Origin of the sequence: Neobacillus driksii (genome assembly GCF_013409995.1) — a bacterium.
GTDB classification, from domain to species: domain Bacteria; phylum Bacillota; class Bacilli; order Bacillales; family Cytobacillaceae; genus Neobacillus; species Neobacillus driksii.
This window is the reverse complement of the sequence record NZ_JACCBX010000002.1, coordinates 244392-268233: the sequence shown is the minus strand read 5'-3', so window position 1 is coordinate 268233 and position 23842 is coordinate 244392. Positions and strand designations below refer to the sequence as shown.

27 protein-coding genes are annotated in these 23842 nt (G+C 37.8%); 18 read left to right on the top strand and 9 right to left on the bottom strand.

Features of this window, described 5'->3' with window-relative positions:
* The first annotated feature begins 22 nt into the window (after positions 1-22).
* The 4 genes from F4694_RS04545 (at position 23) to F4694_RS04530 (ending at position 3478) form a co-directional block, all read left to right on the top strand.
* Positions 23-799 (top strand): enoyl-CoA hydratase/isomerase family protein, encoded by a 777-nt coding sequence (locus tag F4694_RS04545; protein ID WP_179595710.1) that lies wholly within the window; start codon positions 23-25, stop codon positions 797-799.
* A 22-nt stretch (positions 800-821) separates the two neighbouring features.
* A complete protein-coding gene (locus F4694_RS04540; RefSeq protein WP_218895513.1) occupies positions 822-1667 on the top strand; it encodes a 3-hydroxybutyryl-CoA dehydrogenase in 846 nt (281 codons plus the stop codon).
* 120 nt (positions 1668-1787) lie between these two features.
* Positions 1788-2180, top strand: a complete 393-nt coding sequence (locus tag F4694_RS04535; protein ID WP_308806274.1) for a PaaI family thioesterase — start codon at positions 1788-1790, stop codon at positions 2178-2180.
* 176 nt (positions 2181-2356) lie between these two features.
* Positions 2357-3478, top strand: coding sequence for a phosphatidylglycerol lysyltransferase domain-containing protein (locus F4694_RS04530; RefSeq protein ID WP_179595708.1), 1122 nt, complete (start codon positions 2357-2359; stop codon positions 3476-3478).
* 52 nt (positions 3479-3530) lie between these two features.
* On the opposite strand, the gene F4694_RS04525 is transcribed toward F4694_RS04530, so the two are convergent.
* The 4 genes from F4694_RS04525 to F4694_RS04510 all read right to left on the bottom strand — a co-directional run bounded on the left by F4694_RS04525 (position 3531) and on the right by F4694_RS04510 (position 5413).
* The gene (locus tag F4694_RS04525; RefSeq protein ID WP_179595707.1) at positions 3531-3884 is read right to left on the bottom strand and encodes a c-type cytochrome; all 354 of its coding nucleotides are present in this window, start codon (positions 3882-3884) and stop codon (positions 3531-3533) included.
* A 22-nt stretch (positions 3885-3906) separates the two neighbouring features.
* Entirely contained in the window at positions 3907-4179 is a 273-nt protein-coding gene (locus tag F4694_RS04520) for a hypothetical protein (RefSeq protein ID WP_179595706.1), read from the bottom strand.
* Positions 4180-4267: 88 nt separating this feature from the next.
* Positions 4268-4495, bottom strand: a complete 228-nt coding sequence (locus tag F4694_RS04515; protein WP_179595705.1) for a hypothetical protein — start codon at positions 4493-4495, stop codon at positions 4268-4270.
* 348 nt (positions 4496-4843) lie between these two features.
* Complete coding sequence (locus F4694_RS04510; RefSeq protein WP_179595704.1) at positions 4844-5413, bottom strand: TetR/AcrR family transcriptional regulator; 570 nt, start codon at positions 5411-5413, stop codon at positions 4844-4846.
* Positions 5414-5561: 148 nt separating this feature from the next.
* On the opposite strand from F4694_RS04510, the gene F4694_RS04505 reads away from it, so the two are divergent.
* From F4694_RS04505 to F4694_RS04485, 5 genes are all read left to right on the top strand, one after another.
* A complete protein-coding gene (locus tag F4694_RS04505) occupies positions 5562-6206 on the top strand; it encodes an SDR family oxidoreductase (RefSeq protein ID WP_179595703.1) in 645 nt (214 codons plus the stop codon).
* A gap of 12 nt (positions 6207-6218) precedes the next feature.
* Entirely contained in the window at positions 6219-7265 is a 1047-nt protein-coding gene (locus F4694_RS04500; RefSeq protein WP_179595702.1) for an LLM class flavin-dependent oxidoreductase, read from the top strand.
* A 64-nt stretch (positions 7266-7329) separates the two neighbouring features.
* Positions 7330-7677, top strand: a complete 348-nt coding sequence (locus F4694_RS04495) for a DoxX family protein (RefSeq protein ID WP_179595701.1) — start codon at positions 7330-7332, stop codon at positions 7675-7677.
* Between the two features lie 70 nt (positions 7678-7747).
* Positions 7748-8608, top strand: a complete 861-nt coding sequence (locus tag F4694_RS04490) for an SDR family oxidoreductase (protein ID WP_179595700.1) — start codon at positions 7748-7750, stop codon at positions 8606-8608.
* A 141-nt stretch (positions 8609-8749) separates the two neighbouring features.
* Positions 8750-9301: an NADPH-dependent FMN reductase gene (locus tag F4694_RS04485; RefSeq protein ID WP_179595699.1), complete on the top strand. Its 552-nt coding sequence runs from the start codon at positions 8750-8752 to the stop codon at positions 9299-9301.
* A gap of 428 nt (positions 9302-9729) precedes the next feature.
* On the opposite strand, the gene F4694_RS04480 is transcribed toward F4694_RS04485, so the two are convergent.
* Positions 9730-10881, bottom strand: a complete 1152-nt coding sequence (locus F4694_RS04480) for an SLC13 family permease (protein ID WP_179595698.1) — start codon at positions 10879-10881, stop codon at positions 9730-9732.
* 183 nt (positions 10882-11064) lie between these two features.
* Here F4694_RS04480 and F4694_RS04475 point away from each other — a divergent pair, with 183 nt between their 5' ends.
* The 7 genes from F4694_RS04475 (at position 11065) to F4694_RS04445 (ending at position 16583) form a co-directional block, all read left to right on the top strand.
* Positions 11065-11568, top strand: coding sequence for a DinB family protein (locus F4694_RS04475; protein WP_179595697.1), 504 nt, complete (start codon positions 11065-11067; stop codon positions 11566-11568).
* Positions 11569-11806: 238 nt separating this feature from the next.
* A complete protein-coding gene (locus tag F4694_RS04470; RefSeq protein ID WP_179595696.1) occupies positions 11807-12187 on the top strand; it encodes a hypothetical protein in 381 nt (126 codons plus the stop codon).
* The gene (locus F4694_RS04465; protein WP_179595695.1) at positions 12177-12653 is read left to right on the top strand and encodes an aminodeoxychorismate lyase; all 477 of its coding nucleotides are present in this window, start codon (positions 12177-12179) and stop codon (positions 12651-12653) included. Before F4694_RS04470 ends, F4694_RS04465 begins: the two co-directional genes overlap by 11 nt.
* A 115-nt stretch (positions 12654-12768) precedes the next feature.
* Positions 12769-14325 carry a DUF4145 domain-containing protein gene (locus F4694_RS04460; protein WP_257029125.1) on the top strand — a complete coding sequence of 519 codons (1557 nt, stop codon included), beginning with the start codon at positions 12769-12771 and terminating at the stop codon, positions 14323-14325.
* Between the two features lie 165 nt (positions 14326-14490).
* Positions 14491-15837: a multi antimicrobial extrusion protein MatE gene (locus tag F4694_RS04455; RefSeq protein ID WP_257029124.1), complete on the top strand. Its 1347-nt coding sequence runs from the start codon at positions 14491-14493 to the stop codon at positions 15835-15837.
* A 159-nt stretch (positions 15838-15996) separates the two neighbouring features.
* Entirely contained in the window at positions 15997-16203 is a 207-nt protein-coding gene (locus F4694_RS04450; protein WP_218895511.1) for a hypothetical protein, read from the top strand.
* Positions 16204-16427: 224 nt separating this feature from the next.
* Positions 16428-16583, top strand: a complete 156-nt coding sequence (locus tag F4694_RS04445; protein ID WP_179595693.1) for a hypothetical protein — start codon at positions 16428-16430, stop codon at positions 16581-16583.
* Positions 16584-16733: 150 nt separating this feature from the next.
* On the opposite strand, the gene F4694_RS32825 is transcribed toward F4694_RS04445, so the two are convergent.
* Entirely contained in the window at positions 16734-17549 is an 816-nt protein-coding gene (locus F4694_RS32825) for a S1C family serine protease (protein WP_179595692.1), read from the bottom strand.
* 115 nt (positions 17550-17664) lie between these two features.
* On the opposite strand from F4694_RS32825, the gene F4694_RS04435 reads away from it, so the two are divergent.
* Positions 17665-18588 carry a ketopantoate reductase family protein gene (locus tag F4694_RS04435; protein ID WP_179595691.1) on the top strand — a complete coding sequence of 308 codons (924 nt, stop codon included), beginning with the start codon at positions 17665-17667 and terminating at the stop codon, positions 18586-18588.
* A 342-nt stretch (positions 18589-18930) separates the two neighbouring features.
* Positions 18931-20157, top strand: a complete 1227-nt coding sequence (locus F4694_RS04430; protein ID WP_179596014.1) for an MFS transporter — start codon at positions 18931-18933, stop codon at positions 20155-20157.
* 79 nt (positions 20158-20236) lie between these two features.
* On the opposite strand, the gene F4694_RS04425 is transcribed toward F4694_RS04430, so the two are convergent.
* From F4694_RS04425 to F4694_RS04415, 3 genes are all read right to left on the bottom strand, one after another.
* Positions 20237-21712: an alanine/glycine:cation symporter family protein gene (locus F4694_RS04425; protein ID WP_179595690.1), complete on the bottom strand. Its 1476-nt coding sequence runs from the start codon at positions 21710-21712 to the stop codon at positions 20237-20239.
* A 224-nt stretch (positions 21713-21936) separates the two neighbouring features.
* Positions 21937-23250, bottom strand: a complete 1314-nt coding sequence (locus tag F4694_RS04420; RefSeq protein ID WP_257029123.1) for an FAD-dependent oxidoreductase — start codon at positions 23248-23250, stop codon at positions 21937-21939.
* A 92-nt stretch (positions 23251-23342) separates the two neighbouring features.
* Complete coding sequence (locus F4694_RS04415) at positions 23343-23738, bottom strand: hypothetical protein (RefSeq protein ID WP_179595688.1); 396 nt, start codon at positions 23736-23738, stop codon at positions 23343-23345.
* Positions 23739-23842 lie beyond the last annotated feature (104 nt).

Below are 23842 nucleotides of genomic sequence, written 5' to 3'. Positions count from 1 at the left end.
TTTTTATTGAGGAGTAATAACCATGACTCAACCTATAATTGTAAAAATTGAGAACGGAATTGGTTCTATTTTTCTCAATCGTCCTCAAAAGTTAAATTCTTTATCTACTGATTTAGTAGAGGACTTAACAGAAGCGCTGGTTAGCCTGGATAAAAACCCAGAGGTGAAAGTGGTTGTCTTATCCGGTGAAGGGAAATCCTATTGCGCTGGAGGAGATTTAGAAACGATTCAGCAATTTACAAAACAAAGTGAAATTGCCTCTTATTTAGATAAAGCGATAAATGTAACTCGAGTAATTTTGAATATAGATAAATATGTGATATCTGCTGTTCATGGTTATGCAGCCGGAGCCGGGTTTAGCCTTGCACTTGCTTCAGATTTCATTGTCGCTGACTCGTCTGCTAAGTTTGGCTTAAGCTTTGTGAATATTGGAGTCATTCCAGATTTGGGCTTAATCAAGTTACTATCTGAACGAGTGCCCACTGCCATTGCCAAGGAATGGATTGTTACCGGAAAGATTTTAGGTGTAGAAGAGGCTAAGGCATGGGGAATTGTTAATAAGGTCGTTGATGGTGATTTACTTCAGGAAGCAAGTGAATTTGCCCGCGTAATCTTGAATGGTCCCCCTTTAAGTAACCGATACGTGAAGAAAATGTTGAACCATTCGGCACAGCTCCCTTGGGAGGCATTTTTAGAACAAGAAACTATGGTTCAAGCCCATCTGATTGCAAGTGAAGATATGCAAGAAGGTGTGAATGCATTTTTGGAAAAACGGACACCTGAATTTAAAGGGATTTAATTTAATTTTTGGAGGGTGTAACATGTCTATTAAAACAATCGGTGTGATTGGGGCCGGGAGCATGGGATCGGGTATCGCTCAGATTGCAGCTTGCGAAGGTTTCCAAGTCATTTTATCGGATATTCAAGAAGATTTTTTAACAAGAAGTTTAGGTGTAATCAGAAAGAGTTTGGAGAAGCTTTCCTCAAAGGGGAAACTTACTGACACTGTTGAGACCATTCTAGATCGTTTTACAGCAACTACTAGATTGGACGATTTGAAAGCGGCGGATTTAGTTTTTGAGGTTATCATTGAGAATATGGAGAAAAAGAAAGAGTTGTATCGGAACATTGATCAGATTTGTAAACCTGAAGCAATCTTTTGCTCCAATACATCTGGATTAAGTATTACCGAGATGGCCTCAGCTACGAAACGGGCAGACCGGGTAATCGGAACTCACTTTTTCAACCCGGTACCGCTAATGGAACTAGTCGAAATTATCCGTGGCAATGATACATCTGATGAAACCTATTTGATTGCTAAAGATTTATGTGAAAGCTTTGGTAAGAAATCAATAACAGTAAATGAAGCGCCATTGTTTGCTGTAAATCGTATATTAGCGCCAATGATAAACGAAGCCATTTTCGTCCTTCAAGAAGGCGTAGCAACCAAGGAAGATATCGACCTAGGAATGAAACTAGGAGCCAATCACCCAATCGGACCATTAGCACTCGCTGACATGATTGGGCTCGACGTCATGCTCATGGTATTAGACACACTCTACCAAGAAACAGCCGACTCCAAATACCGCCCAGCCACCCTATTAAGAAAATTGGTTCGAGCAGGACACTACGGCAGAAAAACCGGCCTCGGATTCTACGAATATTAAATGGTGCCTGTCACCGCCCGTGGACAGTGTCCACCTGAGGCGGACAGTTGTAGAAAGGTCGAATTCTATATTTTTATAGATTCGGCCTAGTTTTTTAGATTCTATTTTGGGGTGATGAAGGTGGAAACAAAGTATATAAAAAACCCATTTGATCATTTACTCAAATGTAAATATGAAAAAATCAGTGATAGTAATCTGAAAGTAACCTTGCCTATTCAGCCTTTGCTGTTAAATACTGTAGGGTATGTTCAAGGTGGGATTATCAGCTTGTTGGCAGATTTAGCAATGGGCAATACATGTAATACCTTTGATGAAGACGAAAACTCTCTTCAATCGGTCGTAACAGTTGATCTCAAAACAACTTACCTAAAAGGAGCAAAAGGAGAATTCCTCACTGCAGTAGCCCACCTCATCAAAAAGGGAAGGACCCTTAATCACCTCGACTGTGATATCTACAACGATCAGAACGAACTAGTGGCAAAAGCAACTGGCATATTTGCTAACTTAAAGTAAATGGTGCATGTCACTTCTTAAAAAATCACCAATGATATACACCTCTGGTTGACTGTGTAATTAATTTCATATAGAGTTGTTATCTATTATTCTTAAATTGGAAAAATCAATATTCATATCAGTCTATAATTATGGTATCTTTATTTAGGTGAACTATACTAGGGGGTAGTGCCTGCATGTTTGATACCGCATTATGGTATTTTCCAATTCTGATTTTTATTTTTTTAAATTCTTATAAAATAAATAAGCTAAATGCTAAAAATAAATTAACAGCAAGTAACATAGACTTGCAATTAGAACGTGTGATTCGATTCTTAGAAGACAATGGCGGTAATCATGTATCTCATCTAATTTTGTTACAGGATAAGGATGTATATTGGGCGGTGGAAGAACAAGTACTAATTGTTTATAAGAGGATAGGTAATAAACTAGTCGTATTAGGAGACCCGATAGGTCCAGAGTCATTGATTCCTAAGTCTATTAAAGAATTTCAAGAATACGGAGTAAGTAATGGGCTTAAGCCAATATTCTACCAAATCAGCCCGCGTTTCATGCATTTGTATCATGATACAGGCTATCGATTCTTAAAGTTAGGGGAAGAAGGAGTTGTGAATCTTCATAACTTTTCGATTGAGGGCAAGCAGGGAGCTAAATTACGAACTAGACTAAACAAATTTATCCGTAACTCTTATACGTTTAGCGTAATCATGCCACCGTATTCAAAAGCTATCCTTTCTGAGTTAAAGGAAATTTCAGATGCTTGGCTTGGAAATCAGAAAGAGAAGGGATTCTCGGTTGTCTCTTTTAGTAAGGAATATGTTTCTTGTTTTCCGGTTGCTCTATTAAATGATCCAGAAGGGAAAGTTCTTGCTTTTGCGACACTTGCAAGTGACCACAAAAATTCGCTTACGATCGACTTAATGAGAAAAGTACCAGAAAGCCCACATGGAACGATGGATGTTTTATTCATTCATATCTTTAAATGGGCGAAAGAAAACGGGTACCAGAATTGTAGTTTAGGTATGGCGCCGCTTTCAAATGTAGGAGATTGCAAATACTCCTTCCAAAGTGAAAAGTTCTTCAGATTGGCCTATTTGCATGGAAATTCATTGTATAACTTCAAAGGACTCAAAGAATTCAAAAGCAAATTCGCCTCCGGATGGGAACCTAAGTACCTTGCCTACAGAGAAACCTTTCTGCCTGTCGTCATCATCCAACTGCTGCTGCTCATCAACAGCACACCACATCCAAAATCCGTAGTAGACAAAATCAAATACTTAATGAAAAAAACAGGATAAAAGGTGCCATTCGGTGCCTTTTTTCTACTGTGCGGAATCGTTTGTTAAATGATTACTTTTTCTGTGCTAACCATGCTGCAACGATTTTTGCTTCTTCTGGTGTAATGACCCCCGCTGGCATTGCTCCTTTTCCGTTTTTAATAATATTCTCAATATCACCTTGGGCATACTTTGTACCAATTTTATTTAAAGCAGGACCTGCTCCACCTTGTAGATTGTCTCCATGGCATGTTATACAAGAGGTACTAGCAATTTCTTCTGCTTTTGCTGAAGTGTCTGTTTTGCCGTCTGCCGTTTTTTCAACAGCTTTGCCTGCATGTGGAGTTCCTTCGTAATTAAAGAGCAAAAATACAAGAAAACCTGCTAAAATGATATTGATTCCAGTAGTAGCCCATATTTTTTTCATGTTAAATCCTCCACGAGTTTTTTTAATGAAATATACCTAGAAGAGAGGACCAATTGAATACAATTGACCAAATAATACTGCTAATTATTAAACCAGTAATAAACATACTCCAACTGTGTTTTTTCCTCTCCCAACAAGCAACCATTATCGCTAACCCTATAGGAATTCCAATAAAGGGCAGCCAGGGAAAAGTCTCAAATGTCTTGTATAAATAGATGGCTATACATGCTGTTAACAAGATTGAAAAGAAGAGCTCACTTAATAATGATAATTCTGATTTGATATGACTGGTCATTATTTTCCTCCTCCCAAAGCCGTACTTATATTCAAAGTCTTATTCCACTTCGGTTTTTATTAAATCCACGCTCATTGCCTTTTTTCATTTAATCATTTGTACGATTAGGGTTTTTATTGTGTGGGAATCGACTGTTTTCGCGGTTTTTATAATCATTATTGCTCTCATTTTCATTGGTTTTACGTTCATAACGAACAGGACGGAAATTTACATCATCATCCTGATTTAATGCGTCTCGTTTCTCAGCATTACATGCTGTTAACAATCCTATTAAAAGAAAAATAGTCAAAATGGTGATTTTCCATTTGTTTTTCATCCTATTACTCCTCGTATCTTTTTATTGGTAATATTTTTACTATGCGCCTTCGTAAATTTTTTAGTCCAATTCGACAATGTGTAAATTTTTACAAACGAACAGACCACTGCTCTTCATAAAGAGAAGGAAAACAAATGGTCAGAGAATGATTATACAAATCAAGATCGTGAATTAGTAAAATTTATGGCAAAAGTAACAAGGAAGTGAACGAATACCAGCACCATTTGTGAGGTCCCACATAGCAAAAAGCAAGTATAAAGACCATATAAAAGCAGTGTATTTCTCATATGAAATACACTGCTTTTATATTGTTATCAGAAAGCTGTTTTATATAAAAAACGGACTCTATTATATTGTTTTATCATTTTCAATATTTATTATGAAAGGCATTAATTGCTTTACGTAATCTTCTGGTTGTGTGGTTTGATTTTGCATCCAATGCATTGCAGCTCCATAAAGTGCCCAGCTTAACATCACCGCAAAGACCTCTATTTCGGATTTGTTTTGATTCGGCCATTGCTTTTTTGCCCACTCCGAAAAAAATGCCTCAAGTTCTTTTTTAAAAATCGTTTCTATTTGTGGTGTAAATGCCTCATAACTTCGCCGGCATTGGTTACTGATAGATGATTGGAACTTTATGATCGATAAAAATATAGCCTCAATTGTCTCTTGATTAATTACCTCGTGTGTACTAACTTCTTGAATGATTTCCCTCATCACACTCTCACTTAATACCTTTTCAAGCAAGTCATATTTGTCAATGAAATGAGAATAAAAGGTTGCACGATTAACCGTGGCAGCCGTTGTAATATCTTTAATGGTGATGTCTTTAAAGTCTTTTTTCATCGATAACTGTATAAACGCATCCATAATGAGCTTACGGGTACGGAGAATACGGGGGTCAATTTGTTTTTCCATAGATTTTTCTCCTATTTTTTAGACATTTTTATCAATATGTTGTTTAAACAATATAGCTGTTATTTTGTTGGTTGTTGAATGTTTACCAACTTGATATATTAATTTTACAACAAATGTTGTCTAAACAAAAGATGTTGGGGTGAAGAAAATGAAAATAACGATTTTTGGAGCAAATGGGCAAATTGGTCAACTTTTTGTAAATCTTGCACTTGAGGCTGGACATGAGGTTACAGCCTATACGAGACGACCTAATGCTTTAAATATAGAACATGAAAAACTGCAAATTGTAGTCGGGGCTTTAACAGACCGAGAAAAATTAAAAGAAGCCATCATCGGAAGAGATGCTATTTTAAGTGCCCTTGGGCCAGCAATGTCAATGAAACGAAAAGTTTCAGACCTCCCTATAGCAGAAGCCCATAAAGCCATTATCTCTGTAATGGAAGAGTTCGGACCGGAAAGGTTCATTACGCTTGCAACACCTAGCATCTCCGCAAAGGAAGACGTTAAACAGCTTATAACTGTGATGCCGAGTGTTATGCCAAGACTATTCTTTCCTGCTGGGTACGCTGAAATGAAAGCAATAGAGAAATTGCTTAAAAACTCTAAGCTAGATTGGACTGTTGTGCGCATCATTGATCCGAATGCCAAAACAAATGGAAATGGGTATTCTATATCATTTGGAGATACGAAAGGTAAGATGAGTGTCTCTCGTTATCATGCAGCGAAATGTATGCTGGACGCTGCGACGAAAGACGAATGGATTCATAAAATGCCAATCGTATTTAATAACTAGGAGGGCAAGGGAATGAAACAATTTGAATTTGGAGTCTATTCATTAGGCGAACGAATACCGGATGCCAATGGGAATAGTCGAACTGCTCAATCTAGAATAGAAGAGATTATCCAAATGGCAAAAATGGCGGATGAAGCAGGACTTGATATTTTTGGTGTTGGCGAACATCACCGTCTCGATTTTGTCACATCCTCCTACGCCATGCTGCTTGCAGCGATAGCACGGGAGACAAAAAACATTAAACTAACCAGCACGCTTTCTGTTATAAGTACAGCTGATCCAGTTCGTGTTTACGAAGATTTTGCCACACTAGATTTATTATCGAACGGACGCACCGAGATTATTTTAGGTCGTGGGGCATTTTTAGAATCATTCTCTCTCTTTGGAGCAAGTTTAAATGATTACAATGAATTGTTTGAAGAGAAGCTGAATTTATTTTTGAAATTGCAGGAGCAGCAAGTTGTCAGTTGGCAAGGGAATTTCCGTTCCCCTCTTCGAAGTGCACAAATTGCACCTAGACCTGTTCAAAAGAAACTGCCGCTTTGGATTGGTGTGGGGGGTACTCCTGCCAGTGCCGTTCGTGCAGGAAGACTTGGATTAAATATGGCCCTTGGCTTGTTAGGTGGCCGTCCAGAATCTGTTAAACCACTAGCAGACCTATACTGGGAAGCCGCAAGAGAAGCAGGTCATGATGTATCCAAGTTAAAAATTTCTGTGACAGGGCATTCGTATATCGCCAAAACAGGAGAACAAGCCATTACCGAATTTCTTCCGCACTACAATCAATATTTTCACTACTTTTCAAAAGATCGTGGTTATCCGCACTACCATACATCAGCGGAGCAATTGACGCCTCAGCGAGCACCTGGGCAAATTTTAGCCGTTGGCAGTGCAGAAGAACTAGCAGAAAAAATCTTGTACCAGCATGAACTATTTGGACATTCGCGCTTTATGGGACAATTTGATATGGGTGGTCAGCCATTAGCCAGAGTAGAAAAAGCAATTGATCTACTGGCAAACAAAGTAACACCAATCGTTCGCAGAGCTTTATCAAAATAAGTAAATCTGGATGATGGCTTTGTTATAGAAAAATAAAAAAGAACAAAAAAAGGGGGGAAGAAGGATGGAAATTTTAACTTATGTTTTACAAGGAATTCTTGCTTTAATGTTTTTAATGGCTGGATTCGGGAAAGTTACAGGTTCTAAAATGCATGTGGAGGCATTTACGCATTGGAAATTGCCACAATGGTTTCGAGTTGTAACAGGGCTTGTTGAATTAGCCGGGGCTGTGCTTTTAATCGTTGGATATTGGTATTCAACTTCAGCCATGGCAGGATCACTTTTACTCGGTATTACAGGTGTAGGTGGCATTATTACACATATTCGAGTAAAAGATTCCTTTAAGGATACGTCTATGATTCTATTCTTAGCTATTCTATCGTTTGTTGTACTTTATCTTTATTTAGCGTAAAAATTTCATTTTTACCAAGATGGGTTAAAAGGGAAATTTAATATAAAAATTTTTTTTGGAGGAAAAGAAGATGAAAATATTAGTTACAGGTGCAGCAGGAAAATTAGGATCAAATATCGTTGGAAATTTAGTGAAGAAAGTACCTGCTTCAGATATTATCGCTGGTGTACGTGATCCACAATCAGAAAAAGCAAAGGTATACGAAGCACAAGGTATTGAAGTTCGCTTAACAGATTTTGAGAAAAAAGAAACATTAGTTGAAGCATTCAGTGGTGTGGACCGTGTCTTCATAGTTTCAACAGTACCTGTTATGGAAACAGCAATCCAACAGCAGAAAAATACTGTAGAAGCAGCGAAAGAGACTGGTGTATCCCAATTGGTTTACTCAAGTGCACCACGTGCAGATGTGAGTGATTTCGTTTTAGCTGCTCCTCACCGTGAACGTGAAAACATCATTAAAGAATCAGGTATTCCATATGTATTCGTTCGTAACAACTGGTACGTTGAAAACGAATTAGGTACCATTCAACAATGCTTAAATGGCTCACCTTGGGTTACATCGGCAGGAGAAGGGAAGGTAGCTTGGGTCTATCGTCCAGATTTAGGTGAAGCCACTGCCAATGTGTTAGCAGGTGATGGACACGATAATAAAGCATACGAATTATCAGGTGAAAACTTAACACAACAACAATTCGTTGATGCAGTTAATGAGGTTACAGGTAAAGAAATTCCATTATTAGCCGTAGATTCTGAAGCTCATGCAAAAATGCTAAAAGAGGCTGGCGTGCCAGAAGAATTTGTATCAATGCTAGTGATGATTCAAAATGGAATTCGTGAAGGTGGATTAGAAGCTCCACTTTCTGATTTAGAAATGCTTCTAGGTCGCAAACCAACTTCTGTGAAAGAAGCGTTACAAATTTTATTAAAATAATACGAATGTCGCGTATCAAACGCCATGTCATACTGATGAAAGAAGCTTTGAACCAAATTGTTAGCCAACTATCTGAAACAATTTAAATATCGTGGACTAATCCAAAACAGTTCTTTTTATTAGAGCAAGGAGGAAGAAATCATGACAAATGAGAAATTAAATATTGGAATTATCTTAGGAAGCACTCGGCAGGGGCGAGTGAGCCCTCAAGTTGGAGAGTCGGTAAAAGGAATCGCTGACAAACGTGGAGATGCCAATTATGAAATTGTTGATATCGCTGATTACAATTTGCCTTTTTTGGGAACAACCGATGGGACAGAACCTGGAATAGCAGCTTGGAGTGAAAAAGTTGCCAGTTTGGATGGATTCGTATTTATTGTTCAGGAATACAATCACAGTATTACTGGAGCATTAAAAAATGCGCTTGATATTGCGAAGCGTGAAGCTTGGAATAACAAAGCGGCAGGTATCGTTAGCTATGGGGGAACGGGTGGTGCTCGTGCAGCTGAACATTTACGAGGTATTTGTGGAGAATTATTCATTGCAGATGTGAAGACTCACCCAACATTATCTTTATTTACTGATTTCGAAAACTTTACAACATTTAAGCCAGCTGATTTACATCTTGATAATGTCAATTTAATGCTTGACCAAGTTAACGCGTGGAGCGGTGCATTGAAAACCTTGAGATAATAACGAGAATGATAGTTGCAATAAAAAAAGAATATCAGACCCTGCCAAATAGGGTGTCTGATATTCTTTTTTATTTAGGATCTGTTTAAAAAGAATGTTGATTTCACTGTGTTTGAAAATAAGCGGAGAATTTCCGTTTAAATTGGGAAATACCCATATTTCCTTAAAAATAAACGGAGTTTTTCCGCTTATTGTATCAAAATCCTTGTAATTTGTCTTATTTAAAGCAGTTAACCGGAATATTTCCGCTTATATCTGCTTCTTAAGGTTCCTCTATATACAATAGCCGGAAATTCTCCGCCTATGAATTCTCAACCCTTCACAAAAATCAACCTAATAATTGAGCCTTTATTTAAGGAAAGTTTCCAGAATGCTCAATGAGATAAGGATTGTGAACTGTTGTGTTTAACCTAGCGGCCTGCAAATGATTAGAATATATGAAGGATTTTTAAAATTACATATGGAATAAAGGTTAAAAGTGTTAAAAAAAGAAAGTTATATACGCTAAATTTTAGTAAATATTTTTTTCCTTGGCTAGGATAGGATTGAATATATAATTTATAAGAAATGACACTGGCCATAGAGGCTATAATTGTCCCAAGTCCACCTATATTTACCCCCAATAGCAGCGGCCTCCAATTTGATGTAAACTCAGCCAGAAGGAAAGAAGCAGGAACATTACTAATGAATTGACTCAATAGAATTGAGGTGAAATAAATAGAATCAGAATCTTTCAGATTAACACTGGCCATCATATGAACGGCGTTAGTATTCGAGATATTTCCTACAAAGATGAAAAAACAAATAAAAGTTAATAGCAGGAAATAATCAATTTTAAACAATAGCTTATGATTTATAATGGCAGCAGTCATTAAAGTAATGATTAACGCAGCTTGGTATGGAATGACACCGAAAATGGATGCAATGATAACAGCTAAAACGATGCCCCAAACCATGGTTCTCTTCTTATCGTTAATTTGTATCGGAGCAATCTCTACCTTCAATTCCTTTTTAGTCAGTCTATGGATGAAGATATATATAGAAATGATACCAAGAACAGCGAGTAAAAGAACGGTCATAAAAAAGGGCTTTGGTGTTAGTCCATAAAATGAATAGATAAACAGATTTTGCGGATTTCCCATTGGCGTTAGACTGCTGCCGATATTTGCAGCTATCGTTTGCAGGATGATCGTTTCCATCATAGGCATGTTCATTTTCCTGCTTATCACGAGTGTCAGTGGTACAAATGTAAGTAATGCCACATCGTTTGTAACAATCATCGAGCTAAAAAAACATAACAATATGAGAATCGCTGAAACCGATTTACTATTATTGCATTTATTTAAAATTGATATAGCGAATTTATCTAATACTTTTAGCTCATCAAAAGCTTTAATCGCAAGCATTAGGTTAAATAAACTAATCAATACGGGGAAATTTAGATACTCTATTTTAGGAGTTTGAAATAAACAGCTCCCAGTGGCTAAAATCAGTGAAATGGTAAAAACTATGTCCTTTTTTAGAAAGCTTAAATCCAGCTTTATTCTTTTTTTAGTTTGAATTAAAACATTCTCTTTCACAATACACCACCGATAATCCATTTGACTTATTTTACAACGTTAAGATTCTATCATGGTAATCACGATTTGAGAATAAAAACATGAGATTAGGAAATGTTAGTATGGGAATTTTGTAATAAGAGTAAAAATGGTATATTATGCTACTGTAGTCAAAAAAAAACAAACCGTAATGGAGGAAATACAATGTATACAGCCATTTCTCACTTTATCAATGAATGGAATCAAGAAGCCGTTTCTACCCAAAAGGTTTTGGATGCCTTAACCGATGAGTCACTTCAACAAAGAGTTTCGCCGGAAGATCGCACATTAGGAGAAATTGCTTGGCATATTGTTGCGAGTACACCTGGAATGTTAATGGAGTTTGGTGTTACAGTAAAAAGTTCGTTAAACGAAGCTGACCTTCCAACCTCAGCTAGGGAAATAGCTGAAACGTTCCGGAATGTGAGTGCAGAAACTAGTGCAGCTATAAGTGAACAGTGGACAGACCAATCCCTAAGTGAAACGAAAAGTGTATTTGGAATGGATCTGCCAAGAGCTGTTATGCTTAGTATGCTTAACAAGCATATCATTCATCACCGTGGACAGATGACCGTTCTTATGCGCCAAGCTGTATTAAGGGTCCCAGGTGTCTATGGACCATCACGAGAAGAATGGAGCCAAATGGGGATGGATGCAAACTCTCTATAAGAAGAAGAAATTTGTATACATTAAAGCCGTGGTCACGACTGTGAAGCGGCTTTTTTAATTGGGTAAATAGTTACTCTTTCACAAAAAAACAAAACGTTGGCTGCAAATTAAATTACCTGCTTTTTGACAAATCTCTCAGACTTTTGATGTATTTTGTAGAATAAAATCGAAATTTATCTGTTTTGGATGTATAATAGATTCTTGTGTTGGTCTATTAAAAAGAAGGAGGTAGATTTCGATGGAATGGACTTTATTCGGATTGTTTCTTCTTTCCGCATTATTGCTTGTTTTTTCAATAGTTAAGACATACCGTGACTCAAAGCTTGAAAAAAAGCAAATTGATTTAGTACATGTATCCATGATGAAAGAAATCAATAGCATTCAAGACTCAATCCGAGATATCGAGCTTGATATAGAAGTAGTAACAAAAGAAGCTGGAATTCAACTTTCTGCAGAAGAGAAGCTTTTTATGCGTGAAGTTATAGACTTATATAGACGTAATTACTCGATTGAAAGCATCGCTGAGATGAAAGAAGTACCAGTAACTGAGATTGAACAGCTGCTAACACCTTATCTGAAAATAAAGGATGAAGGGGGCCAAGTGGCAAATGCGAATTAATTTATTGAGCAGCTTTGCAGCAGGAATTCTAATTGCCACAACAATTTGTGGTGTTGTTTACTTCACAGATGATACCACCTCTGAAAAAGCGTCCGCTAAATCTTCCGGAGATATTAAACTAACTGCAGCACAGATGAAGGATGAGCTTGAATCTGCGGGTTATGTGGTTCAAACGAAAGAAGAATTAGAAAAGACGTTGGAAGCAGCAAAGGGTATTGAAACAAAGCCTGCTGATTCAAAAGAGCTGGATAAACCCGTAACTCAAGTTGTAGTCAATGTCGCAGATGGAATGACGAGTATCGATGTTGCGAATGTGCTTGTTCAAGCGAGTTTAATCCCCGATGCGTTTGTCTTCACGCAGGATATTGAGGCTAGAGGGTTACAAAACGCTTTGCGTCCAGGTTCTTATACAGTCAATAGTGGAATGTCGTACGACGAAATCATTGGTACTATATTTAAAAATTAACACAAAAGCCGTTCTCTTCTCGAGGCGGCTTTTCTTTATGGATCAATCTACTAGTATATTCCAAGAGTGGTTCAATATGATAAAATAAGAGTAATATATTTAGAGGAGCTTTTACATGGACAAACAATCATATTTCTATCAATTTATTGAGCCGCTATCGAAAGAACTGGCGTTAGTTGCACGTGAATTGGAAAATAGTATTTTTTCCAGCCCAAGAACGATGCTGACACACGCCCGTGTGTTTGTCGAGAATATTTTACAGCAGGTGATTCGAGCTGAGGAATTGCCTGAAGATCCTCGGGCTAATTTGAAGGACCAGCTCGATATGCTTAACGACAAAGGATATTTAATACCTGAGATACGAGATGCTCTCCATTTTGTTAGGCAAATTGGAAATCAAGCGGCCCATAATTCAAGAATGTTTCGCTATTCTGAGGCGCTTTTGTCGTGGGAAGCATTGTACAAAATTGTTAAATGGTATGTAGAGGTATATGGACCAGTGGATATTACCGTTCCGGATTATCAGGATCCATCCCCAATTATGGAAAAAAGATATGATATGTCTGAGCTGGAAATTAGACTAAAGTCACTTGAAGAACTTCTTTCTCATTCCGTGGAAAAGCTCTCTACTGAGACTGCATTGGCAGAAACTGCAGTTGCTGTTGAATCGCCGGTAGCTGAAATACCCGTAGTCGAAGAGGGAATTCCTGGTGTGACAACAATTCGTACTATTACATTCAATGGAAGAAAACTGGAAGTTCCTTATTTTCTTCGTGACGCATTTTTGCTGCCACAACGATTTGATAAATCCGAAACCTTTCTGATTCGATTAGGCGCAGAGCAACAAGCACGCATCATGAGTGAGCTGCCAAAAAATCTGGAAGGACTTCACAAGCATGTAAAACGGTACAGTGAAAAAAATGATGAGATTTTGTTTGAGGAATTAAAGACCTTTATTGAAGAAGAGAAAATTAGAAGGAAGTTATCACTAGAACGACCTGGTGAACTGTTCTTCTTTTACAAGGCAGACTATATCATTGTCACCGAGGAACTGGCAAAGGTCCCGCTTACCTCGGAGGAATTCACTGGGATTCCAAGTCTGTTAAGACAACTTAACGAAGATCAGATTGACAGTGTCGGGCAGCTGCCAAAGGAGCTTGTTATTCTCGCAAAATATGAAAATGTCGGGATTGGAACAGTAGAAAAATTGTTTGAGCAATTGAAGAAAAAAACAAATGAAAAAGCCTCCGCGGTTGGACCTGCGGTAGAGGAGGAGTCCATTCGGACAAGTAATAAAAAATGGGATTCCTTATATATCAATGTAAAGCTTGGAAAAGGCAACACGGTTATTCGTGGTGAAAGCGTGCCGGCACTTTGGAAAGAAGGGTTAAATTGGATTGAGGATCATCATCTTCCTATTCATGAAATGATTAAAGAGGGAGTGGTTCTTGGTTCCACCGATACAGGAAAACGCTATGCGATGGCACTTGAACCCGTTCATAAAGATAAACGGAATTTTACCCAATTGCATACGTATAAATCTAAACTTACAGGTACCACCTATTACCTTGAAACGAAAATTAATCCGAAATCTGGACTTGAAACCCTCGCTAAGTTACTTACTCGATTAGGGGTGGAAGTTAAGATTCCGTTATTAGAGAATAATGATTAAAAACGTATCTAACACCGACATTCGTCAAAAGAGGTCGGTGTTATTGTCATTTTTGTAAAAATAATTATATCCATGAAAACCCATACGATTTATAATAAAATGGAATAAATTTAGTGTGCCGAAATAAATTTAGGAAGATAGTCTAATTAGAAGGTGTTGGAGTGAATGAAAAAAACCAAAGAAAATCTGAATATGAAATCGTTGTTCATTTTCTTTATACCCTTAGCATTATCTGCGAGTCTTGTTACGATATCTCATATTATTATTAACAGTACATTAGTTAGAGCGGATAATTCTGAATTTATTTTGGCGGGTTATGCAATTGCGATGAGTTTGTTTGCTATTACTGAACGGCTGGGAAATTTGCTCAGGCAGACGTGTTCTTCATTGGTGCGGGATAAAGAATCGTATAAGTTAATGTCCCATTTTTCCTTTTACCTCATCGGAAGTTTAATGTTTGTTGCATTTGCAGTGGCTTATACTCCGGCAGGAGATTTTATTTTTGCAAAAATCTTTGGAGCGAAAGCGAGCATGGTGGATGATATAAAGGCTATCTACCAAGTACTTATCATCGTGACGATTTTTTCTGCACTTCGTTGTTTAGCTCAAGGAGTGATTATTTATAATCGACAGACAAAATGGTTAACCATTGGTATGGTCATAAGGCTTGCTGCCATGTACTTGTTGTCCCTATTTTTCATTCATACGGGTCATATTACAGGAGTATCAGGTGCGCTGATTTTCTTAATCGGAATGATCGTCGAGTGTAGTATTAGCTTCATAGAAGCAAGGTCATTAGTCCACAAAATGCCCGAGAAGCATGAACTAAAGATAGAGTCAAAGAAAAGTATCTTTAAATTTTATAGCCCTCTTATGTTATCTTCTGTAATTGTTGTTATGATTGGTCCTGCAATCAATATTGCTTTAGGTAAAACGGTTAATATCGAGTTGGCAATTGCAAGTTATGCTATTGCCTTAAGTGTGACTCAATTGATTTTAAGTCTATTCTCTTACATCCATCAAATTGTGATCAATTTTTATGGAGAACATCATGCGCTTGTAAAAAAGTTCTTATTAATAGTAGGTTTTATTCCGTGCATCTTGGTAGCGATTTTATCGTATACTCCGTTGGGGGAATTGTTTTTTGAACATGTAATTGGAGTTAGTGGAAGGTTGTTGGACGCTAGCATACAGGTGTTCAAGGTTACGATGTTAATGGCGCTTGTATTTCCATTTGTAGATTACTTTAACGGTTTATTAATGGTGTATAAACGCACGAAGATAACGATTTTTTCTCAAGGAGCAAATTTTATTGTTACATTGATCGCTTTAATTATTGGCGTGACTTTTGCGGCGCAATGGAATGGGACCATCGGCGCGATCGGCCTTTCGCTGGGATCATTAGCTGAGTTAATTGTCGTAGGCAGCTTCGTTCAAGCTATTGAACGTAAAGATGGTAAAGTGGCTATGTTTCAGATAAAAGGGCTTTTGAAAGCAGGAAAAAATCGTTAATGTATATGGCTGTGAATTAGGAAACCACCAGTTGGTGGTTTTTATTTTTTGGATGTGTGGGTTTGTCCAATTCATTTAGCTTTTTTTACATAGTATAGTAGGTAAATAATTTATGGCGGTGCCTACATTGTTACTATATACCAACCAGAAAAAGTAAACATGAATGGAAAAGTGCGCTTGCAAGCTAGATTTGATGAAGCAGGTATGGAGAATATGCTTTGGTATGAGAGTAGTGAGAATTATGGTTCGTATATGACGACGGAGCGAGTCGATGCCTTTTTGGTTGGTCTACTTTGGCTCGCACTAAATAAAGGACAAAATATTCTAGTCAAAGGTGCTCTCTCGGAAAAACTTTATTATTCTTAAAATCACCATTTAATTCCGTTAATTGCGCAAATCTATAAACATAAGCATATTAAACTGGTTTGCGATAACCTTGTTTCCACACCATTACCAAATGAGGGGGCAGTGGGAACAGGTCTATCATGTGGTATTGATTCTTTGTGTACGGCTTATGAGCATTTAGGTCGGGCTGTGCCAGCAAATTATAAAATTACTCATTTTACATTTTCAATACAGGATCAAATCAAATGATGGGAAGCCAGAAGTGGCAAGAGAAAATCTATCAAGACAGGGCAATATGGGCGAAAGCCTGCGCACAAGAGTTAGGAAAAGAGTTGATTGTGGTTGATAGTAATATCAACGATATCCTAATAATGAGTTTTCTAAAAAACCTTGAGGTCTAATTATTTTAATATTTTAGGATTATGGGCTTCATGAACGCTTCATGAAGTCTGATTTCTTCGAGAAGTTACGATTTTGGCTTCATGAACGCCTCATGAGGTCCGTTTAGTACAAACACATACAATTATCGGCTTCATAAAACGAATATACGATTAATCCGTTACTGTTTCTAAAATTTCGTTTATATAAAACGATGGGATAGCAGCCCCAATTATTTCTTTAGTTTCTATTTCTGGATTTTGCAAGGTAGCAAAAATTACGCCAACGACTTCACCATTTTGATTCAGTACCGGGCTGCCGCTATTCCCCTTATAAATTGGGGCTTCTATCATCATCACTGGTACGTCCCAGTCCGTTAAATGAACTTTACCGATGATTTTACCTTGATTGGCTATTTGGGTAAAAGCCAATGGATTTCCGATAAAGATGATATCATCGCCAACCGTACTTTCCCAATCTTTTTCGATTCTAAATGGAAGAAAAGGAAGGTTTTCTGCATCAATGTCTACAATTGCCACATCTATTTCCGGGTGTTTTGCAACTACCTTACCAGCATATGACTCACCCGATTTAAACTGGACATTTACTCTATTTGTATGTTCTACCACATGTTCATTGGTAACGATTAATCCAGAGGGTGAAACGGTAAATCCCGTTCCTTTTACTCCATTCCATTCAATCGTAACAATCGATTTTTTGTACTTTTTTACTTCAGGCTGCTTGGATAAGTGATTAGACACTTTAACAAAGTTAATTGCAGGAAGGTTGAAAATATTAATCCATACCTCTAATCCGCTTATTAAAAGCGCTAGTACGAGTAGGGAACTAACGATTTTAACCACAAACTTTTTCCACTTTTTCTTTTGAAGTTTCTCTTTTTCCCATTCCTGTTTATCTTCTGGATTAAAAAATGCCTCCCAGTCAATTTCGTCTTCTTTATGTTTTTGCTCGTTATTTTCGTTATCCACATCTTATCCCTCATTACAATATATTCTATCTTTCTATTATACCGAAAAACGAATCATTATTAATCGACCAAAAATTCATGATAAAATTTAGTAAAAAGCGGAGAGGATATATCGGATGGAAATTAAAAAAGTATCGATTATCGGATTAGGTGCATTAGGTATTTTATTTGGGAACCATTTTGCCAAGAAAATGCCAAAGGAAAATGTAAGAATTATTGCCGACCGTGAAAGAATTAAAAAATATAGAAGCGAAGATGTCTATTGTAATGGTGAACCTTGTGCCTTCAACTATGTAACACCTAAAGAACCTTGTGAACCAGCAGATTTATTGATTTTTTCGGTAAAATACGAAGGGTTACATGATGCCATCCAAGCTGTTCGCCATCATGTGGGGAAGGACACGATTATTTTATCGGCCTTAAATGGAATTACAAGTGAGGGTATTATTGGCCAAGTTTATGGAATGGATAAGATTCTTTATAGTGTAGCCCAAGGGATGGACGCGGTAAAAGTGGGAAATAAGCTTACATATGATCATATGGGTATGCTTTGCTTTGGTGATCAAGTGCCTGGGATCATTTCTGACAAGGTGAAGAGTGTTGCGGCTTTTTTTGATAAAATTGATTTCCCTTATGAGGTAGATACCAATATGAATAAGCGGTTATGGGGGAAATTCATGCTCAATGTTGGAGTGAATCAAACTGTTGCTGTCTATAAAAGCAATTACGGTGAAATTCAACGAGATGGCGAAGCAAGGGAAACCATGATTGCTGCAATGAGAGAGGTCATTACCTTATCTGAATATGAGGGGATTAATCTAACCGAGGCAGATCTGAACTATTGGTTAAGCGTGTTAGCCACATTAAGTCCTGAAGGGAAACCTTCCATGGCACAGGATTTGGAAGCACGCAGATATAGCGAGGTGGCTTTGTTTGCTGGAGCAGTATTGGAAATGGGTGAAAAACATCGAGTACCAACACCTGTAAACAAAAAACTGTATGATACCATTAAATCCATTGAAAGTACTTATCACCTTTGATATAAGCAAACGAGTGTGGTAAACTAAACCTAACTTATAAGAAATGGAGGTTTTCCCTTTGACTGCGTCTATGAGACTACGATTCCCAGCTTTGAACTGTTAAATGAATAGGTTCAAGGACTTTGCACGCGTGCAGAGTAACGGGAGTGGTCTGTCTATTTTTAGGGAAACCTTTATTTTACGGTATTGTAAAACAAGAGGGACAATTCTGCCCTCTTTTTTGCTGTCTTTTTTTAGATGTTATTTGTGTTATTTCAGTTTCTATAAAAATGTCCTTGACCACATACCAAGCTAAAAAATATTTTATAGGACGTGATCTATATGGAAACATCTAAGCACGAAATGAATCATTGGAAACGAAATACGATTCTCTTTTTAGGAAGTCAAACCATATCCCTTTTTGGATCAGCCTTGGTTCAATATGCGATTATGTGGTATATCACCTTGAACACCCAATCAGGTGTGATGATGACAATTTCCATCATATGCGGCTTTGTCCCAACTTTTTTTCTTTCTCCTTTTGCAGGGGTTTGGGCAGACCGCTACAATCGAAAAATACTAATTATCCTATCAGATTCCTTGATTGCGATTTCAACTCTTGTTTTAGCGATTCTGTTTTTAATGGGGTATGAGGCACTTTGGTTATTATTTCTAATGTCGGCCATTCGGGCAATAGGAACAGGTATTCAAGGTCCAGCGGTAGGAGCTATTCTTCCTCAGATGGTTCCAGAAGATAAACTCACAAAAGTGAACGGAACGAATGGCAGTATCCAAGCACTAATCATGCTCGTGGCGCCTATGGTCAGCGCAGCATTACTGACAATGGCTTCCATGGAGGCAATCTTCTTCATAGATGTAGTCACTGCAGCGATCGCCGTTTTTATCTTACTCGCTTTTTTGCATATTCCCATCCATGCAAAAGCGGCAGAAAAGCAAACAACCAGCTATTTCAGCGACTTGAAACAAGGTTTTATCTATATTCAAAATCATGCTTTTGTTAAGACGTTTTTTGTCTTTTTTGCGTTTTTCTTTGTATTAGCGGCCCCGGTGGCATTCCTAACCCCGCTGCAGGTTACTCGCACTTTCGGTGATGATGTTTGGCGGTTAACAGCAATTGAAATTACTTTTTCGATTGGGATGATGATTGGCGGCGGGTTCATGGCATCTTGGGGCGGATTTAAAAACAAGATTCATTCGATGACACTAGCTGCCCTTGTGATGGGTGCATGTACATTCGCACTTGGTATCACCCCGAACTTTTGGATTTATTTAGTTTTCATGGGGTTAGTAGGGGTAGCCATGCCGATTTTTAACACACCATCGACTGTCTTACTGCAAGAGAAGGTGGAGGGAGATTATCTCGGTAGGGTTTTTGGTGTCTTGGGGATGATTTCTACCTCGATGATGCCACTGGGAATGCTCATATTTGGACCGATTGCAGATATTATTGAAATTGAATGGCTCCTAATCGGTACTGGATTATTAATGTTTATCCAGGGATTCTTTTTAATTGGCAGTAAGGTGCTGCTAGAAGCAGGAAAACCAGTTGTAAAAGAAAGTACGAATTAAAGATTCCTTGATGAAATCAATAAAAGTGAAAGGCACCTTCCACATGATTGGAAGGTGCCTTTCACTGTGTGTAAAATCATTAATTTGCAGCACGTTTTCTTTCATCTTTTTTATCTGTTTGATATCCGTCAGCCCAGAATTCTGCATTCTTAATACCTAATTTAGTAGAATTAAATTTAGGGTCAAGGCCTTGCTTCAGCTGCGCTTCATAATCCTTAAGAGCGATGTTCGCTGGTTTAAATAATAAAAGAATGGCAAGTAAGTTCAACCATACCATGATACCAAGTCCGATATCACCCATTGCCCAAGCTGTTTCTGCGGTCTTTACAGATCCATAGAAAGTGGATCCTAAGAGAACTAATTTTAATATGGTCATCGCTAGTTTTCTTTGTTTGCCTTTAATTAGATATGCGAGATTGGTTTCCGCAATATAGTAATACGCAAAAATCGTGGTGAAGGCAAAGAAGAATAGAGCAATCGCAATAAATCCTGATCCAAACCCTGGCAGAATCGTATCAACCGCCGCTTGGGTGTAAGCAGGACCCGTTTCGACTCCTTTAAGATTTTCAACTAACACTTCTCCCGTTTTTTCATTTATGGTATTGTATGAATTCGTAAATAGAATCATAAAGGCAGTAGCTGTAACAATTAAGAACACATCTAGATAAATAGAAAAAGCTTGGACTAATCCTTGCTTTGCCGGATGGGATACTTCTGCGGCTGCTGCAGGGTGAGCACCAGTACCCTGCCCAGCTTCATTCGCATATAGCCCACGTTTTACACCCCACATAATGGTTGAACCGAGAATGCCCCCGAACATTTCCTCAGCGCCAAAGGCACTTTTAAAAATCAGGGTAAATACTTCTGGAATTCTATCAAAATTAACCGCAATGATGGCTATAGCGATTAATAAATATCCGGCAGCCATAAAAGGCACAAGAAATTCTGCAACTCTCGCAATACGCTTAACTCCGCCAAAAATAATAAGTCCCATAAGTAAAATAAGTACTAATCCGGTAATCGTATTGTCAATCCCAAATGCATTGCTAACGCCCTCTGTAATCGAATTTGCCTGAATTCCTGGCATGAGTATAGCCATTGCGAGGAGTGTTGCCACTGCAAATATAACGGCAAACCATTTCCAGCCAAGTCCCTTTTCAATGTAGAAGGCAGGACCGCCTCGATATTCGCCATCTTGCTTTTCTTTATAGATTTGAGCAAGAGTGGACTCAACAAAAGCTGATGCTGCACCGATAAAGGTAATTACCCACATCCAAAATACTGCGCCTGGGCCACCGAAAGCAATTCCTGTCGCCGTTCCAGCAATATTCCCGACTCCAATACGACCGGATAAAGACATGGCCAATGCTTGAAAGGAAGAGACACCCTCATTAGAGCTCTTACCATTAAATAATAGACGCACCATTTCCTTTACATGACGTATTTGCAGAAATCTTGTCCGCACACTAAAGTACAGTCCAACTGCACAAATAAAGATGATAAGAGGCGGGCTCCATAAATAACCGTTAATGCTAGCAACAAGTTGTTCAAACATATAATTCCTCCTTTGTTATGTATTAATTGGTTTACAGTTCCAAATGTTGTATAACAAGGTGACATTAAAAGTATAAAATAATATCGGATGATATTTCAATACAATATTCTATAAATTCTTTATATTGTGACTTTAGTAATGCAGTAAATATAAACAAGTAGGCAATACGAAAAAGGACAAACTTCATTTTTAGAAGCATGTCCTTTACCTGTGGTGCCTACTATTTATGGTTTCTTAAAGAATGTATGCAATAATACACTTTTGATGATCCTAGGAGTCATCAAGGATGAAATCGGTCGAACCAGGTTCATCACTTTTACAAAAGCATCGTAGACTTCTTTATTTTGAGAGGATAAGAGGAAGATTTTTTTTGCGTACCATTGCTGTATAAAGAGACCGATTGGCATTTTCCCGGTGGTAGCAGAATAACGGAAATCTTCTGTAATGACCATATTCCAAATCGGGGAAATGGTTTTCGCAGCCTTTTTATGAAATGCCGCTGAATCTATTTGTCGTGCGCCTGTTTGTAACAGTTTTTTCAAAGTAAGAGCCTCTAAAATAGCTATACTCATTCCTTGACCAAAGACAGGATCAATCCTGCAGATGGTATCTCCGATTAACAAAAGACCCTTTGGTAATTCCATCTTATCAAATCTTTTCCAAATAATATGTGGAATGCGATAGAAGCTTGTTTTCGTAAGGGGAGTGCCATGTTCTATCTCTTGAAAGATATCAAGTCTTGGCAATTTCCTAGAAAGTTCAATAAAGCCGTTATCATCTTCTAGAACCTCTTTCTCATCAACGGCTTTATGATAACCCATAATGGTGACAATATAACGATTCCCCTCAACCTTTGAGATGGTGCCTCCCATTTTTTCTTGAGGAGGATTAGGATACACCATCTTAATCTTCCAGTTTCTTTGATAACTTTCATCCAGCTCAAATTGTTTACTGATATAGCTTAAGTTGATTTCAATTTTTTCTTTAGGAATATGTGTACCTCGTTTACCTAACCATTTTGAGATAAGACTGCTTACACCGCTGGCATCCACAACTAAATCTGCTAGTATTGTTCCTGTTTGTAGTCGAACACCTGTGATTCGATTTTCTTCTTCATTATATAAAAAATCCTCGACCACTTGATTGTAATGCAAAACAACATTTTGAATTCGTTTTATGTATTGTTCAATATGCCATTCTAAATGCGGGCGTGTTTGAAGTGTAGTCCTATACCCGGCATCGTATCGAATTTTCCACGCTCCATGGTGAAACCATGAAAGATCCATGGTCGAATTGATTTTTACAGCCCCGCTATCATAAAATTTCTCTGTAATACCAGGAAACAGCTCCTCGAGACCGTGCTCGCCAGCATGAAGAAGGGCGTGTAAATGTTCACCTTGCGGGGCACCCTTTCGTGATGATGGTCCTTCTGATTGGCTGTCACGTTCGAGGATGATAACTTCTTTATAAACATCCGATAACACACGTGCTGCCAATTTACCCGAAATTCCTCCGCCAATAATAATTGCTTTTTCCATTGAGGCCATGAGATGGTACACCTGCCAAATAATAATTTTCATAGAAAAAAGTAACCCACACCTAAGGCGGATTACTTACTTAAAACAATAAATTAGGCACCAAGCTGATCTAAAATGTATGAAGAATTTTGTTCATCCCAGCGGAAAACTCCTTCTTGGAGCTGGATGACTGAATCGAATGGACGTGGAATTGGCAGCTCGCCTAACTGCTCTAACTGTTGCTCCCTTAATTGAAGGAGTTCCTTTTTGGAAGCAATTCGGATCACTTGTTTTAATGAAAGACTCTTAACCGTTATGTTCTTACTGGTACAAATGCTATCTTGGAAAGGCTTGTTAAATTGAATCATCATTTCTAAATCATTCAGGCAAGCGACACCAAAAACATCTTTTATCGTGTCTTCATATTTAAGCTGATACCCAGTTGCAAATTTAATCATATTCTTTTCGGGATTTTCTAAAATATAAATCGTATCAATTTCATTTTTCATTAATTCGCACCCTTTTGAAGCGGCTGGTTAGTTTTTTCATTTACATTACCGCTTTAGTTTGTTAAAACACAACTATTTTATTATAGCATACCTTTCTGTTTTCG

What these genes read in the sequence shown, in the direction of transcription:
- F4694_RS04545 (WP_179595710.1), top strand. Translation starts at nt 23, where the DNA reads ATGACTCAACCTATAATTGTAAAAATTGAGAACGGAATTGGTTCTATT.
- F4694_RS04540 (WP_218895513.1), top strand. Translation starts at nt 822, where the DNA reads ATGTCTATTAAAACAATCGGTGTGATTGGGGCCGGGAGCATGGGATCG.
- F4694_RS04530 (WP_179595708.1), top strand. Translation starts at nt 2,357, where the DNA reads ATGTTTGATACCGCATTATGGTATTTTCCAATTCTGATTTTTATTTTT.
- F4694_RS04525 (WP_179595707.1), bottom strand. Translation starts at nt 3,884, where the DNA reads ATGAAAAAAATATGGGCTACTACTGGAATCAATATCATTTTAGCAGGT.
- F4694_RS04520 (WP_179595706.1), bottom strand. Translation starts at nt 4,179, where the DNA reads ATGACCAGTCATATCAAATCAGAATTATCATTATTAAGTGAGCTCTTC.
- F4694_RS04515 (WP_179595705.1), bottom strand. Translation starts at nt 4,495, where the DNA reads ATGAAAAACAAATGGAAAATCACCATTTTGACTATTTTTCTTTTAATA.
- F4694_RS04510 (WP_179595704.1), bottom strand. Translation starts at nt 5,413, where the DNA reads ATGGAAAAACAAATTGACCCCCGTATTCTCCGTACCCGTAAGCTCATT.
- F4694_RS04505 (WP_179595703.1), top strand. Translation starts at nt 5,562, where the DNA reads ATGAAAATAACGATTTTTGGAGCAAATGGGCAAATTGGTCAACTTTTT.
- F4694_RS04500 (WP_179595702.1), top strand. Translation starts at nt 6,219, where the DNA reads ATGAAACAATTTGAATTTGGAGTCTATTCATTAGGCGAACGAATACCG.
- F4694_RS04495 (WP_179595701.1), top strand. Translation starts at nt 7,330, where the DNA reads ATGGAAATTTTAACTTATGTTTTACAAGGAATTCTTGCTTTAATGTTT.
- F4694_RS04490 (WP_179595700.1), top strand. Translation starts at nt 7,748, where the DNA reads ATGAAAATATTAGTTACAGGTGCAGCAGGAAAATTAGGATCAAATATC.
- F4694_RS04485 (WP_179595699.1), top strand. Translation starts at nt 8,750, where the DNA reads ATGACAAATGAGAAATTAAATATTGGAATTATCTTAGGAAGCACTCGG.
- F4694_RS04475 (WP_179595697.1), top strand. Translation starts at nt 11,065, where the DNA reads ATGTATACAGCCATTTCTCACTTTATCAATGAATGGAATCAAGAAGCC.
- F4694_RS04470 (WP_179595696.1), top strand. Translation starts at nt 11,807, where the DNA reads ATGGAATGGACTTTATTCGGATTGTTTCTTCTTTCCGCATTATTGCTT.
- F4694_RS04465 (WP_179595695.1), top strand. Translation starts at nt 12,177, where the DNA reads ATGCGAATTAATTTATTGAGCAGCTTTGCAGCAGGAATTCTAATTGCC.
- F4694_RS04460 (WP_257029125.1), top strand. Translation starts at nt 12,769, where the DNA reads ATGGACAAACAATCATATTTCTATCAATTTATTGAGCCGCTATCGAAA.
- F4694_RS04455 (WP_257029124.1), top strand. Translation starts at nt 14,491, where the DNA reads ATGAAAAAAACCAAAGAAAATCTGAATATGAAATCGTTGTTCATTTTC.
- F4694_RS04450 (WP_218895511.1), top strand. Translation starts at nt 15,997, where the DNA reads ATGAATGGAAAAGTGCGCTTGCAAGCTAGATTTGATGAAGCAGGTATG.
- F4694_RS04445 (WP_179595693.1), top strand. Translation starts at nt 16,428, where the DNA reads ATGATGGGAAGCCAGAAGTGGCAAGAGAAAATCTATCAAGACAGGGCA.
- F4694_RS04435 (WP_179595691.1), top strand. Translation starts at nt 17,665, where the DNA reads ATGGAAATTAAAAAAGTATCGATTATCGGATTAGGTGCATTAGGTATT.
- F4694_RS04430 (WP_179596014.1), top strand. Translation starts at nt 18,931, where the DNA reads ATGAATCATTGGAAACGAAATACGATTCTCTTTTTAGGAAGTCAAACC.
- F4694_RS04425 (WP_179595690.1), bottom strand. Translation starts at nt 21,712, where the DNA reads ATGTTTGAACAACTTGTTGCTAGCATTAACGGTTATTTATGGAGCCCG.
- F4694_RS04420 (WP_257029123.1), bottom strand. Translation starts at nt 23,250, where the DNA reads ATGGAAAAAGCAATTATTATTGGCGGAGGAATTTCGGGTAAATTGGCA.
- F4694_RS04415 (WP_179595688.1), bottom strand. Translation starts at nt 23,738, where the DNA reads ATGAAAAATGAAATTGATACGATTTATATTTTAGAAAATCCCGAAAAG.